Annotated in this window: 9 protein-coding genes and 2 riboswitches; of the genes, 7 read left to right on the top strand and 2 right to left on the bottom strand. The window is 67.6% G+C overall.

Annotated features, from left to right (window positions below):
* Positions 1–6 precede the first annotated feature (6 nt).
* A complete protein-coding gene (locus KPB06_RS09650) occupies positions 7–1,776 on the top strand; it encodes a histidine kinase (protein ID WP_275905511.1) in 1,770 nt (589 codons plus the stop codon).
* Between the two features lie 33 nt (positions 1,777–1,809).
* Here KPB06_RS09650 and KPB06_RS09645 read toward each other — a convergent pair whose 3' ends face one another.
* The gene (locus tag KPB06_RS09645; protein ID WP_060010650.1) at positions 1,810–2,925 is read right to left on the bottom strand and encodes an extracellular catalytic domain type 1 short-chain-length polyhydroxyalkanoate depolymerase; all 1,116 of its coding nucleotides are present in this window, start codon (positions 2,923–2,925) and stop codon (positions 1,810–1,812) included.
* 305 nt (positions 2,926–3,230) lie between these two features.
* On the opposite strand from KPB06_RS09645, the gene KPB06_RS09640 reads away from it, so the two are divergent.
* Both KPB06_RS09640 and KPB06_RS09635 read left to right on the top strand, forming a co-directional pair.
* Positions 3,231–4,352 (top strand): sensor histidine kinase, encoded by a 1,122-nt coding sequence (locus tag KPB06_RS09640; protein WP_060010647.1) that lies wholly within the window; start codon positions 3,231–3,233, stop codon positions 4,350–4,352.
* 405 nt (positions 4,353–4,757) lie between these two features.
* The gene (locus KPB06_RS09635) at positions 4,758–5,498 is read left to right on the top strand and encodes a TRADD-N-associated membrane domain-containing protein (RefSeq protein WP_060010644.1); all 741 of its coding nucleotides are present in this window, start codon (positions 4,758–4,760) and stop codon (positions 5,496–5,498) included.
* Positions 5,499–5,768: 270 nt separating this feature from the next.
* Here the strand turns inward: KPB06_RS09635 and KPB06_RS09630 are convergent, their stop codons facing one another.
* Complete coding sequence (locus tag KPB06_RS09630) at positions 5,769–6,791, bottom strand: ABC transporter substrate-binding protein (protein ID WP_060967145.1); 1,023 nt, start codon at positions 6,789–6,791, stop codon at positions 5,769–5,771.
* A 140-nt stretch (positions 6,792–6,931) separates the two neighbouring features.
* Positions 6,932–7,053: riboswitch (guanidine-I (ykkC/yxkD leader) on the bottom strand.
* A gap of 432 nt (positions 7,054–7,485) precedes the next feature.
* A riboswitch (guanidine-I (ykkC/yxkD leader) is annotated at positions 7,486–7,617 on the top strand.
* Positions 7,618–7,675: 58 nt separating this feature from the next.
* Between KPB06_RS09630 and KPB06_RS09625 the strand changes: the two genes are divergently transcribed.
* The 4 genes from KPB06_RS09625 (at position 7,676) to atzF (ending at position 14,667) form a co-directional block, all read left to right on the top strand.
* Positions 7,676–8,431: an urea amidolyase associated protein UAAP1 gene (locus tag KPB06_RS09625; protein WP_089466215.1), complete on the top strand. Its 756-nt coding sequence runs from the start codon at positions 7,676–7,678 to the stop codon at positions 8,429–8,431.
* An 11-nt stretch (positions 8,432–8,442) separates the two neighbouring features.
* Positions 8,443–9,099 (top strand): urea amidolyase associated protein UAAP2, encoded by a 657-nt coding sequence (locus KPB06_RS09620; protein WP_089466214.1) that lies wholly within the window; start codon positions 8,443–8,445, stop codon positions 9,097–9,099.
* Between the two features lie 79 nt (positions 9,100–9,178).
* Positions 9,179–12,799 (top strand): urea carboxylase, encoded by a 3,621-nt coding sequence (gene uca / locus KPB06_RS09615; RefSeq protein ID WP_275905512.1) that lies wholly within the window; start codon positions 9,179–9,181, stop codon positions 12,797–12,799.
* Positions 12,796–14,667 (top strand): allophanate hydrolase, encoded by a 1,872-nt coding sequence (gene atzF / locus KPB06_RS09610; RefSeq protein WP_089466212.1) that lies wholly within the window; start codon positions 12,796–12,798, stop codon positions 14,665–14,667. Before uca ends, atzF begins: the two co-directional genes overlap by 4 nt.
* Positions 14,668–14,672 lie beyond the last annotated feature (5 nt).

Here is a 14,672-nt window from a genome sequence, read left to right as displayed (position 1 = left end):
CCGATCATGCATGGCATCTACAATCTTCCGCTCGTCCTGCTGTCGCTCGCGATCGCGACGCTGGCCTCCTATACGACGCTCGATCTCGCCGCGTTCATTTCGCTGCTCGACAATCCGAAGCTCAAGCGCGCATGGCTCGGCGGCGGGGCCGCGGCGATGGGCACCGGAATCTGGTCGATGCATTTCGTCGGCATGCTCGCGTTTTCGCTGCCGGTGCCGCTCGGCTACGCATGGCAGGAAACCGGCGCCTCGCTGGCGATCGCGGTGCTCGTGTCGTACTTCGCGCTGAACGTCGTCACGCGCGCGCGGCTGGGCTGGCGGCGGCTGTGCGCGGGCGGCGTGCTGATGGGCGGCGGGATCGCCGGCATGCACTACACGGGGATGGCCGCGATGCACATGCAGCCCGGCATTCGCTACGACGCCGCGCTGTTCGCCGCGTCGATCGGAATCGCGGTGATCGCGTCGACGGCCGCGCTGTGGATCGCGCAGGCGTTGCGCATGCGGCAGGCGCATTACGCGACCGCGCAACGCATCGGCGCGGCCGTCATCATGGGCGTCGCGATTACCGGCATGCACTACACGGCGATGGCGGCCGCGCACTTCGCGCCGGATGCGCGGTGCGGCGCCGCGAACGGCGTCGACGCGCCGTGGCTCGCGACGACCGTCGCGTTGTTTACGATGGCGACGCTGGTCGTCACGCTGCTGGTGTGCCGTTTCGATGCGCGCACAACTTTCCTGCGCGGGATGACCGATACGCTCGAACGGCTCGTGCGGTTGCGAACCGGCGAACTCGAACGCGCGCTGCACAGCTACGAGCAGACGACGCAGATGCTGCAACGCACGCGCGAGAACATGGCGACCGAGATCGACGAACGCAAGGCCGCGCACGCGCTGCTCGAACAGGAGAAGGACGAACAGCGGCGCCTGCTGCATGCGCTCGAGGAAACGCACGAACAGTTGCTGCAATCGGAGAAGCTCGCGTCGATCGGTCAGCTCGCGGCCGGTGTCGCACACGAGATCAACAATCCGATCGGCTTCGTCAGCGCGAACCTCAACACGTTGAAGACGTGGGTGCGCAGCCTGCTCGACGTCGTCGCCGCGCATGAAGCCGCGCTGCCGCAACTCGATCCGGCCACCCGCGACGCGCTGACGGCCGTGCACCGTGCCGCGGATCTCGACTACGTCCGCGGCGAGATCGTGCCGCTGATCGACGAGTCGATCGACGGCGCATTGCGCGTGCGTCGCATCGTGCAGGACTTGCGCGATTTCTCGCGCCCGGCCAGCGACGAATGGAGCGTGGTCGATCTGCATGCGGGCCTCGAGAGCACGCTCAACGTCGTCCACAACGAGCTGAAGTACAAGGCCGACATCGTGCGCGATTACGGCGATCTCCCGCACGTCGAATGCCTGCCGTCGCAGTTGAACCAGGTTTTCATGAACCTGCTGGTCAACGCGGCGCAGGCGATTGCCGAGCGCGGCGTGATCACGATCCGCACGTCGAGCGACGGCGATCAGGTGTCGATCGAGATCAGCGATACCGGTGCGGGCATGACGCCCGACGTCGTCCGGCGGATCTTCGATCCGTTCTTCACCACGAAGCCGGTCGGGCAGGGCACGGGGCTCGGGTTGTCGGTCTCGCACGGCATCGTCGAGCGTCACCGCGGCACCATCGAGGTGACGAGCGAGCCGGGGCGCGGCACGACCTTCCGGATACGGTTGCCGGTTCGGCGCGCCGGCGACCGCGCGGGCGCGGCCGCGCTGGAGCAGCGGGCGTGACGACGTGATGGCCGGCGGCGCGGGTGTCGTGCGTCACGCCAGTCGTTTGCGGCGCTGACGACGGAAGAATTGCCAGAACATCGCCGTCGCGTCCGGCCCCTTGGCGGAATGGAACGGCTCGCCGGGATCTCCGCCGCTCCAGGCATGCGGCAGCCCGCGCACGATGCACACCCGGACGATCAACCGTCCACCCTTCAGATAATCGATAAAGTCCGCATCGCCCTGCGCGTAGCTGCGTTGCTCGCCGACGCGGATCGCACCATGTTCGTCGACGAGCCGGTTGAGCCGCGCGAACGCGATGCCGAGCTGCGTTGCGTTCCGGTCGGTCACGACCGTATCGAGCGCGCCGTGCACGACGAGCGCCGGCATGCCGGGATAGGAGGCGACGTCGGCGCACACGTCGAGCGCGTGGATCGGATCGTCGCGGATGCCGCGACGCATCAGGCTCATCGCGGCCATCGTCGACGACGGCGGCGCGATGGCCGGGCCGGAATGCAGTCCGACGGCCGCGAAGCGGTCGGGATACCGTAGCGCCAGCGCCGCGGCGAGCCCGGCGCCGGCGGACAGGCCGGCCACGTAGATTCGGTCGCGATCGAAGCCGTGGCGTTTCACGATCGCGTCGACGAGCGATGCGACGGCCGCGGCTTCGGACTGCGTCGCGTCGCCGTGCCAGTGCCAGCAGCGATGAGCATGGGCCGTCTTGGCCTGCTCGGGAAACAGCACGGCGAAACCGGACCGCTCGGCGAGACGGCAGATGCGCGTGCCCGCGGCGAACGATTCGGCCGTCTGCTTGCAGCCGTGCAGCATGACGACGGCCGGCATGTCCACTGTGCTGGCAGGTGCCGCGGGGAGGTACAGCGCATACGCAAGATGATTCACGAGCCGGCCGGCGCTCGGGCCGGCGGAATGAAACGAGCGGAGCCAGGTGCCGGCCGGCCGGGCCGACGGAGCGCGGACGGCGGGCACGATGCCCGTCCGTTTGGCGGCAGGGGCGGCGACGGTCGGCTTGCCGGTTCGTTGAACGACCTTCCTGGCGGCCTTTTTTGCGGCCGGCCGCGGCTTGCCGGCCCGTTTCTTCGGACGCGCGCCGGCCGCAGCGGAAAACAGTTCAAGATGCCGCAACCAGATGCTGGATTTTTTCCTGGGCATGTGCAATCTCGTAGCGGCGGCCGGATCCGCCGCAGGGTGAAAGTCGAATGGGGGCGGGGAGCAAGGTTCGTGCTGCGCCGCCCTGCAAAACGGGGTTGACGCGTGTCCGTTATCGGCGATGCCGGGTTGATCGAAGTACGCCGCTGGTGCGACTCGACTGGTACGCACGTTGCAGTGGGCTTCCCCTTTCCCGTCCCGGCTGGCGATTCCCCGTGGAGGCGAAGATCGAATCGCCCGCCGGGCTTCACGTGATATCGTGCGGTTCGACAGCAGCATCCACCGTTCATTCCATTGTGAGGGGCGACATGCGCCTAGCTGACTTCATCATACGAAACATGGAGCCGATACTGGTCCAGTGGGAGGCGTTTGCCGCCACGCTGTTACCGGCTGCGCGGCACATGAACTCGCATGGGCTGCGCGATCACGCGCGCGAGATCCTGACCGCCGTAGCCCAGGACATCGCCGTTCCGCAAACGCGGGAGGCACAACACGAAAAATCCTTGGGGCGCGCGGCCGAGCCGGCGAATGCCGCGGAGACGGCCGCGCAGACGCATGCCGTGCTGCGTGCGCGGCGCGGCTTCAACATCAACCAGTTGGTGGCCGAGTATCGCGCACTGCGCGCCAGCGTGCTGCGCTTGTGGATCGACGCATGTCAGCCGAGCCCGCCTCATCTGGACGACATGATTCGCTTCAATGAGGCGATCGATCAGGCGGTGGCGGAATCGGTCGCCTTTTTTACCGAACAGGTCGAGCAGTCGCGTAACTTGCTGCTGGGTATGCTGGGCCACGACATGCGCACGCCGTTGCAGACGATTCAGGTCACGGCGTCGTATCTCTCCGCACTCAATGCGGGCGAGGAAGTGTCCGAGGCTGCCGGCCGGTTGATCAGGAGCGGCGGTCGCATGCAGGGCCTTCTCGACGATCTTTGCGATTTCAACCGGACGCAGCTCGGACTCGGCATCAACGTCGTTCCTCGCCATGTCGATCTCGCACACGTGCTCGCCAATGTGGTGGACGAACTGCGGGCGGGGCACCCTGATCGCGATATCGACGTCGATATACGTGGCGACCTCCGCGGCGATTGGGACGATCAGCGAATGCAGCAGTTGCTGAGCAATCTGGTGGGCAATGCCGTGAAGTACGGAACGCCCGGGACGCCGGTGCGGGTGACGGCCGCGGCGAACGATTCGGAAGTGTTCGTCGAGGTCGGCAATCGCGGGCCGGTGATCGATCGGCTCACGCTGGACCGTATCTTCGATCCGCTGCAGCGTGGCGAGGACCGTCCGGACAGGAAGCGTGACGATGGCGGCCTGGGGCTCGGTTTGTTCATCGCCAACGAAATCGCGAAGGCGCATCGCGGCTGGATCGATGCGCGGTCCGACCGGACGGAAACGGTATTCACGGTGCGGTTGCCGAGAGGCGGGTGAAGTGGGGGAGCTGGGGAGACGCGGCTTCAGGCGGCTCGCCATCCAGCTTGCGGCCGGCGGTGGCGACAGGCCGTCACCGGCCAGTTTCAGACGCTCGTTGTTGGGCGAGCCTAGACTTTCAAGCGGCTGGTCCTCCTCAACAAGGGGCCGCTCCGCCTGAGCGGCTGGAGAGGGACAGCAAATCACCGTCCAGGTTGCATATCCGGTTCGCCTCGGTTCAGGAGCGAAACCTATTTCAAATGTAGTCCCAAGGGCTCCGCAGCTAAGCGCGTTATCGTCGGTTCGTTGAAATGACTCCAAGGCGGATCTTGGGAGATATGCCAGCCAAAGACGATTACTCTCCTCAGAAAAAGCGAAAATTCGGGCAAAATTCAAGCTTCCGAAACTGAGCGATGGCACCTTTCCATGTTCGATCCATATATGTCTGTTATCGCTTCGTTGCTGAAAGCTTGGCAACGGGGGGGAGCAAAGTCGCGTGCAGCGATGACGTTGGCAGTGCTCTTGGGTTTTGCTGCAGGAGTCATCGGCGCGCTCGGGCAAGACTCGACTATCGATCCAAAAGTTGCCACACCTATCGCGGTAGGCGCCGCCATTGTCGCGTTCATAACTCTTCTTGTGGTGTTAGCGTACGAGAGCGTTGCGGAACAGCTGGCCCGTGAGCAGCAGATTGAAAGCGTCGAGGAGCGGATTAGAGAGCATCCCGAGAAACCCCAGTTCGCTTGGGATTTAGCCCGCACAAAGCTCGAAAACTATCTGGATCGGAACTTGGCCCAAGTACGTTCGATCTATTGGCTGACACTTTTGGTTACGTTATGCGGTTTTGGCTTTGTGATGTATGGTCTGTTTCAAGCGTCGAAGTATCCCGACAAACTCCCGGTTTCCGTCATCGCATCTGCATCCGGAGTCTTGATTAGCTTTATCGGTGGTTCCTTCCTGCTTATCTATCGCTCGATACTGGCTCAGTCCAAAGAATATGTAACTGTGCTTGAGCGCATTAACGCCGTAGGGATGGCCGTACAGGTGATCGCCAGTATTCCGGATGCCAACGGGGACCTCAAGCACGGTACCACCGCGGAACTGGCGAAGCAGCTGTTGGGACTTTACGCGACCCGACGAAACGATGCAGAAGGCGAAGAAAGAAAATAGCGATTATTGACGTCGCGCCGTCGCCTACGGCCGTTCGTTAGCAGAGAGCGGCCATTGACGTGGCTCCACGTTCAACGGCGGCTAAGGGTCGCAAACAGCCATTCGCCTCTCGCCGCAACGGTCATTCAGCGTCGCCGCCATTCAGCCGGACACACGGCGACAAGCCAGGCAGCCAGACAATTAGCACTCCAGTCCGCAACCTGCGACCACCGGCATAGCCCACCGGCGCGTCGCACCGCGTCGCCGCGCGCGCCGGCAAGCCTCCCGCCATCAATGCGCGTCGATGAACCGCGAATCGATATACGCGTCGACGTCCTGCGACTGCTTGTACACCGCATTACGCACATTGAACGCATTCGCGTTGCGCGTCGAGCCGTAGATCGAATCGAGCCCGTCGCCCTTGCGGAACGCACGCTTCGCGGCCGCCTCGTCGAGCAGATGCGTGCCCTTCAGCAGCGGAAGGTATTGCGCCGGCGCGAGCCCGACGCGCGCCGACATGATCTTGACCGCATCGGCTTGCGTCTTCGGATCGTTGATGTACGCGACGCAGCGATACCAGACCTTGACCACCTTTGCCCAGTCGGCCCGGCGCGCGGCGAGGCTCGCCGGCGCGACGGTGATCGCATCGTAGATCAGCCCCGGCGCGTCCGCCGACGTGAAGATCGCCCGCGCGCCCGGCGCGCGCTTCAACGCCTCGCCGGCATTCGGTTGCCATGCGGCCACCGCCGCGATGTCGGCCGACGACCCGAGCACCTGCGGCAGCTCGTTGGTTTTCGCATTCACGAGCGTGACGTCGCTGTCCTTGAGCCCGTGCTTCTGCAGCGCGGTTTCGAGCAGAAGATGGTCGACCAGGCCGAGCTCGACGCCGATCTTCTTCCCCTTCAGCGCCTCGACGGTGCGCAGCGGCGGCTTCGCGACGATCATGTCGTTGCCGGCCGAATAGTCGGTCAGCAGGATCATCACGTTCTTCGCGCCGGACGCGCCCGTCACGAGCGCATCGCCGTTGGTCGCCGCGACCGCGTCCAGCTTGCCCGCGGAAAACGCGTCGAGCGACGCCGAATAATCGAACCATTCGAAATCGACGTCGACGCCGGCCTCCTTGAACCAGCCCTTGTCGAGCGCGACCTGGAACGCGACCCAGCCGGGCCAGTCGCTGTAGCCGATCTTCAGCGGTGCGGCAGCCTGTGCGGCGGGCGCCGCCCATAGCGCGGCAGCCGCGGCGGCGGCGCCCAGTGCGTGACGGATGAAACGGAAGGACGACAGGCGGCGGAACGCCGAGGCGGGACGGGTCATCGTTGTTCTCCAGGAGACCGGGATCGGGATCGTCGATACGGACCGTGCGCGAGCACACGTTCCGGCTGCGTGACCGGTTCCTGCGGATGTGCAACGAACGGGGCGGCCACGGAGAGGCGCGACGGCCGTTGCCATCGCCAATCTCCCGGGCTTTTGTCCCGCCGTGTAGCACGCGTGCACCCGCTCTTGCGATCGGATGAACCCGCGCCGGGCTGCTCTCGGACCAGACGTTCGATGAACCGGAACCCTAGCATCCCTAAGATGCGACGCCGCCGCACCTCTCGGCGTCATGCCGAGCGAGAAGCGTGCCAACGGCGCGGGGCAACGCGATTCAACGGCGGCGCATGGTGCGCTGAAGTTCGATGAAGCGGGCGGCGAACAGCGCGTGCAGTACGCGCCGGAGCAGGTCGAGCTTGTTCATGAAGGATCGGGGATGAGGTGGCGGTGCATGGATTCAGCAATGCCCATGCCATTGCGGATCGGCCGGTGTGCGAGCGCGCGACGCGCACTGCGCCGGTGCGCGGTTGCGTGTGCATGGTGCGCCGCGCGCCCGCCGCGAGGGCAAGCGAACGCGTCCGCCATTCGCATGCCGTGCGGCATCGCGCCGCCGGGCCGTGTCGTGCGGCGATCGGGCGACGGCTGGCACGCAACTCGCTTGTTCGATGCCCGAGAGGTGCGAAGCAATTTGCATCATCTTCAGGATCGCTAGGGTTCCGGTCGCGCGGCGTGCGCCGCGCGATGCCTGGTCCGAGAGCAATCCGGTCTTGCCTTCGCCTCGATACGAGGAAACGGCGAGGCTCCACGGAGGGATAAAAGCCCGGGAGGTCGCGATGTCGTTCGGTCGCCCTCTCACGCCTTTTGTCCAACCGACCCACGGAGCCGCCATGTCGCCGAGCCCCCAAGCCGTCCTCGCCCCACCGTCGCACGTCGCGTGGGAAACGCTGATTCCCGCCGGAACACACTGGTCCGGCATTCTGCGGCGCGGTCTCGCGCTGCGCATCGTCGATGTCGACGGCGGCGCGAACCTGTCCGCCGTCTTTCATCGTCAGGAAGATTTGCTCGAGCGCTACAACATGGCCGACACGCTGAAGGCGCAGCACACCGCGCATCTCACGCGCGGCCATGCGCTGTACACGGACATGGGGCGCGTGATCGCGTCGATCACCGCCGATACGCTCGGCTGGCACGATCCGCTCGGCGGCGTCGGCGATGCGCGGCTGTTCGCGCACAAGTACGGCACGTCGTCGTATCAGGCCAATCGCAACGCGATGATCCGCAACGGCCGCGACAGCCTCGTGCTCGAGCTCGCGAAATACGGGCTATCGGCACGCGACCTCGCCGCGAACGTCAACTTCTTCAGCAAGCTGAGCACGTACGACGACGGCGCGCTCGAATTCGTCGCCGGACATTCGCCGCCCGGCAGCGCGTTCGACCTGCGCTTCGAGATGAATACGCTCGCGGCGTTCTCGACCGCGCCGCATCCGCTCGACCCGCGTCCGGACTACGCGCCGAAAGCGGTGAAGCTGATCGCGTACCGCGCGTATCCGGCCGACGGCGCGGCGCCCGACGACGACCCGTGCCGGCGCGCGTGCGCGGAGAACACGCGCGGCTTCGCCAACACCGACCGTCTGTTCGCGTAAGGAGCGAGAGCATGCCGATCATCGAAAGCCGTCTCGACCCGCGCGACGCGATCCACGACATCACGCTGAACGCGGGCGACCCGTGGCTGCACGACCTGAAGTGCGGGCAGACCTTGCGCATTCTCGACCTGGAAGGCAACCAGGCCGTCGACACGCTGTTCTACCGCACCGACGCTCCCGAGGAACGCTACAGCGCGCAGGACACGATCCGCGCGCAGCGAAACCTGTACCTGAGCGCGGGCAGCGTGCTCGTGTCGAGCCATGGCAATCCGATGGCGACGATCGTCGCCGACACGTGCGGCCGTCACGACACGCTCGGCGGCGCATGCGCGGCCGAGAGCAACACGGTGCGCTATGCGCTCGACAAGCGCTACATGCACAACTGCCGCGACAGCTTCCTCAACGCGATCGCGCACTGCACGTGCGGCGCCGGGGCGCGGCTCACGAAGCGCGATCTCGTGGGCAACGTCAACTTCTTCATGAACGTGCCCGTCACGCCGCTCGGCGGGCTCACGTTCGAGGACGGCATCTCCGCGCCGGGCAAATACGTCGAGATGCGCGCGGAGATGGACGTCACGGTGCTGATCTCGAACTGCCCGCAACTGAACAATCCGTGCAACGGCTACAACCCGACGCCCGTGCGCCTCATCGTGTGGGAGGCGCAATGACCTGCCCCCACGCTCACTATTGTTCGCTGCCCCCCAAGGGGGCGGTTGCCTTCCTTGGGGCGGCCCGGCGGGAGGCAACATGAGATTCGCCAAAGTCCTCGTCGCGAATCGCGGCGAAATTGCCTGCCGCGTGATCCGCACGCTGAAGCGTCTCGGCGTCGCATCGGTCGCGATCTATTCGGATGCCGATCGCGACGCGCGCCACGTGGCGCTCGCCGACGAAGCCGTGCGGGTCGGGCCCGCGCCGGCGGCCGACAGCTATCTGAACGTCGCGGCCATCCTCGCCGCCGCGCGCGAGACCGGCGCGCAGGCCGTGCACCCCGGTTACGGCTTCCTGTCCGAGCACGCGGGCTTTGCCGACGCGTGCGAAGCGGCGGGCCTGCGCTTCATCGGGCCGCGCGGCGATCACATGCGCGCGTTCGGCCTCAAGCACACCGCGCGCGAACTCGCGGCCGCGCACGGCGTCGCGCTGCTGCCCGGCACCGGCCTGCTCGACGACGTCACGACGGCGCTCGCCGAAGCCGACGCGATCGGCTATCCGGTGATGCTCAAGAGCACCGCGGGCGGCGGCGGCATCGGCATGTCGCTGTGTCGCGATGCTGCGCAGCTCGGCGCGGCTTTCGAATCCGTCGTGCGGCTCGGCGCCGCGAATTTCGCACATGCGGGCGTCTATCTCGAGAAGTTCGTCGAACACGCGCGGCACATCGAAGCGCAGATCTTCGGCGACGGCCGCGGCGGCGCGATCGCGCTCGGCGAACGCGATTGCTCGGTGCAGCGCCGCAACCAGAAGGTGATCGAGGAAACGCCCGCGCCCGACCTGACCGACGCCGAGCGCGACGCGCTGCACGCGAGCGCGGTGCGGCTCGCGCGCGCGGTGGGCTACGCGTCGGCCGGCACGGTCGAATTCGTGTTCGACGCGTCCGCGCGGCGGTTCTATTTCCTCGAGGTGAACACGCGGCTGCAAGTCGAACATTGCGTGACCGAGGAAGTGACGGGCGTCGATCTCGTGGAATGGATGATCCTGCAGGCCGAAGGCGACCTGCCGCCGCTCGACACGCTTGCCGTCGCGCCGCGCGGCGCGAGCATCCAGGTGCGGCTCTATGCGGAGGATCCGAACAAGCAGTTCCAGCCGAGCGCCGGGCTGCTTACGCACGTGTCGTTTCCGGAGAACGTGCGGGTCGACGGCTGGATCGAGGCAGGCACGGAGATCAGCGCGCATTACGATCCGTTGCTCGCGAAGCTGATCGTGCGCGGCGACACGCGGCGCGATGCGCTGGCGGCGCTGCGTGCCGCACTCGACCGTACCGAGCTGTACGGGATCGAGACCAATCTCGACTACCTGCGCGCCGTCGTCGGCTCCGACACGTTCGCGCGCGGTGCGCCGACCACTGCCTTCCTGTCGCGCTTCGCGTTTGCGCCGCACACGATCGACGTGCTCGACGGCGGCGTGCAGACCACTGTGCAGCAGGCGCCCGGGCGGGTCGGCTACTGGAGCGTCGGCGTGCCGCCGTCGGGGCCGATGGACGATCGCGCGTTCGATCTCGCGAACGCGCTACTCGGCAACGCGCGCGACGCGGCCGGGCTGGAATTCACGATGGTCGGCGCGACGCTGCGCTTCAATACCGCGACGCTGTTCGTGCTCGGCGGTGCGCCGCTCGCGGCCACGCTCGACGGCGAAGCGGTGTCGTTCTGGCAGGTCGTGCGCGCACGGGCGGGTGCCGTGCTCAAGCTGGGCGGCGTGACGGGCGCGGGCGTGCGCGCGTGTCTCGCCGTCAAGGGTGGGCTGCAGGTACCCGACTATCTCGGCAGCAAGGCGACCTTCACGCTCGGCCAGTTCGGCGGCCATGCCGGCCGCGCGCTGCGCAAGGGCGACGTGCTGCATCTGCACGCGGACGCCGGGCGCGGCGACGCCGGCGCGACGCTGGCCGCGGCCGACGTTCCCGAGCTGACCCATGCATGGACGCTCGGCGTGCTCGACGGTCCGCATGGCGCGCCGGATTTCTTCACGCCGGACGACGTCGCGATGCTCTACGGCACGCAGTGGACCGTCCATTACAACTCCAGCCGCACCGGCGTGCGGCTGATCGGCCCGAAGCCGCAATGGGCGCGTGCGGACGGCGGCGAGGCGGGGCTGCATCCGTCGAACATCCACGACAACGCGTATGCGATCGGTGCCGTCGATTTCACCGGCGACATGCCGGTGATTCTCGGCCCGGACGGCCCGAGCCTCGGCGGCTTCGTGTGTCCGGTGACGGTCGTGCGCGACGAGCTGTGGAAGCTCGGGCAGTTGCGGCCGGGCGACACCGTGCGGTTCGTGCGCGCGGGCGTGTCGGCCGGGATATCGGCCGGGAAGCCGGCTGCCGCGATCGTGGATGCGACGCGTGACGTGGCAACGGCTGCATCCGGCGCATCCGACGATTGCGTGCTGCACCGCGACCCGTCCGCGGGCGGCGGCATCGGCGTCGTCTACCGGCGCTCGGGCGATCGCAACGTGCTCGTCGAATACGGGCCGCTCATGCTCGACCTGAACCTGCGCTTTCGCGTGCACGCGCTGATGGGCTGGCTCGACGCGCACCGGTTGCCCGGCATGCTCGACCTGACGCCGGGCATCCGCTCGCTGCAGGTGCAGTTCGACGCGCGGACGCTGCCGCTCGATGCGCTGCTCGCGCATCTGCAGGCGGCCGAGCGCGAGTTGGCCGACGTGGCCGACATGCGCGTGCCGAACCGCATCGTCCATCTGCCGCTTTCATGGGACGACCCGTCGACACGCGTCGCGATCGAACGCTACATGCAGTCGGTGCGGCCCGATGCGCCGTGGTGCCCGAGCAATATCGAGTTCATCCGGCGCATCAACGGCCTCGCGAGCATCGACGACGTGAAGCGCATCGTGTTCGACGCGCGCTATCTGGTGATGGGGCTCGGCGACGTCTACCTCGGTGCGCCCGTCGCGACGCCGATCGATCCGCGGCACCGGCTCGTGACGACGAAATACAACCCCGCGCGCACCTGGACGCCGGAGAACGCGGTCGGCATCGGCGGCGCGTATCTGTGCGTGTACGGGATGGAAGGGCCGGGCGGCTATCAGTTCGTCGGCCGCACCGTGCAGATGTGGAACCGCCACCGCACCACGCGGGAATTCGAAGCCGGCAAGCCGTGGCTGCTGCGCTTCTTCGACGAGATCCGCTTCTACGAAGTCAGCGAAACCGAGCTGAGTGCGCTGCGTGCGGATTTCATCGCGGGCCGCGCGACGCTGAAGATCGAGGAATCGGTGTTCGATCTGCGCGCCTACAACCGCTTCCTGAACGACGAGGCGGATTCGATCGCCGCGTTCAAGGCGACGCAGCAGGCCGCGTTCGACGCGGAGCGCGAGCGGTGGCGCGCGGCCGGCCATGCGGAATACGTCGGCGACGCGGAGCACGGCGACCCGCAAGCGGACCGGGTGGCGGCCGCGCTCGACGACACGCAGCGGGCGATCGCCGCGGACGTGTCGGGCAGCGTGTGGAAAGTGCTGGTGGAAGCCGGCGAGCGCGTGACCGAAGGGCAGGTCGTCGCGATCGTCGAGTCGATGAAGATGGAGGTGGCGGTGACGGCAACGGAAGACGGCACGATCGAAACGATCGATTGCGCGCCTGGCGCGGCGGTGGTGGCCGGCCAGCGGCTGATGGTGATGAAGGCGGGCGCCGCCGAGGAGGTCGCATGAGTACGACGGAACGCTCGATCCTGCCCGGGCTGCACTCGATTGCCGCGCTGCGCGCACGCTACGCGGCGGGCGGCCTGACGCCGCATGCGCTCGTCGACGCGATCGCCGCGCACTTCGACGCGGGCGACCCGCACCATGCGTGGATCCGGCCGCTGACGCGCGACGAGATGATGCCGTATGCCGACGCACTGGCCGGGCGCGACATCGCGTCGTTGCCGCTCTACGGCGTGCCGTTCGCGGTCAAGGACAACATCGACGTCGCCGGCATCCCGACGACGGCGGGCTGCCCCGCCTACGCATATACGCCCGAACGCAGCGCGCCCGTGGTCGAGCGGCTGATCGCGGCCGGCGCGATTCCCGTCGGCAAGACGAATCTCGACCAGTTCGCGACCGGGCTCTCGGGGCAGCGCTCGCCATACGGCGCGTGCCGCAATGCGCTCGACCCGCGCTACGCGTCGGGTGGCTCGAGTTCCGGCTCGGCCGTGGCCGTCGCGCTCGGCGTCGCGACGTTCTCGCTCGGCACCGACACGGCGGGCTCCGGGCGCGTACCCGCCGCATTTCATGGGCTCGTCGGGCTCAAGCCGACCCGGGGCGTGCTCAGCACGCTCGGCGTGGTGCCGGCCTGCCGGTCGCTCGATTGCGTGTCGGTGTTCGCCCGCTCGGCGGACGACGCGCGCACCGTGTTCGCCGCCGCGCATGGCGTGACGGAAGGCGATCCTTACGGGCGCGCCTGGCAGCCGCTGCTGGGCGCGGACGGCTTGCGCGCGCAGCCGGCGCGGCCGCTCGCGCAATTGCGTTTCGGTACGCCACGTGCCGATCAGCTCGAATTCTTCGGCGACGCATCGTATCGCGCGGCATGGGGTGCGGCGCTGGAACGGCTGCGCGCGACCGGCGCGCGGATCGTCGAGATCGACTTCGGCCCATTCCTGGCCGCCGCGCGGCTGCTGTACGAAGGCCCGTGGGTCGCCGAGCGGCTCGCCGCGATCGGCCCGTTCGCCGCGCGCGAGCCCGATGCGCTGCATCCGGTGATTCGCGAGATCCTCGGCGGCGCGTCGCGCTTCAGCGCCGCCGATGCGTTCGCCGCATTCGACCGGCTTGCGGCGCTGCGCGTCGATGCGGCCCGCGCGTGGGACGGCCTCGACGCGATCGTGATGCCGACCTCGGCGACGACCGCGACCGTCGATGCGCTCGAAGCCGATCCGATCGCGATCAATTCACGCTTTGGCTATTACACGAACTTCGTGAACCTGCTCGACCTGTCGGCGATCGCGGTGCCGGCAGGCACGTGCGCGACCGGGCCGCATGCGGGCTTGCCGTTCGGCATCACGTTCGTCGGTCGCGCGCACGACGATGCGCGGCTGCTCGATCTCGCGCAGGCATGGGGCGACGGCGTGGCGGCGGGCGGCGACGTACGGCCGCCTGCGGCCGCGATGCCGCCGGGCGTCGCATCGGCGGGTGTCGTGCGGGTGGCCGTCGTCGGCGCGCATCTGCGCGGCGAACCGTTGAATGGGCAGCTCACGCAGCGCGGCGCGCGCTTCGTCGCCGCGACCACGACCGCGCCGGCCTATCGTCTCTATGCGCTGTCCGCCGACGCAAGCGGCGGCGTCGCCAAACCGGGGCTCGTGCGCGTGCCGGACGGCGGCGCGCCGATCGCGGTCGAAATCTGGGAGATGCCGGTCGACGCGTACGGCAGCTTCGTCGCCGGTATTGCGGCGCCGCTCGGCATCGGCACGTTGACGCTCGCCGACGGTTCGCCCGTGCAGGGCTTCCTGTGCGAGAACGTGGCGCTCGACGAAGCGCAGGACATCACGCGGTTCGGCGGCTGGCGGGCGTACCGCGCGCAGGCCGCGAGCGACGCACGGCAATGACCGCA

The sequence above is a fragment of the Burkholderia semiarida genome (assembly GCF_029268935.1).
In the GTDB taxonomy this organism is placed as follows: Bacteria; Pseudomonadota; Gammaproteobacteria; order Burkholderiales; family Burkholderiaceae; genus Burkholderia; species Burkholderia semiarida.
This window is presented reverse-complemented; position numbering and strand designations above follow the sequence as displayed.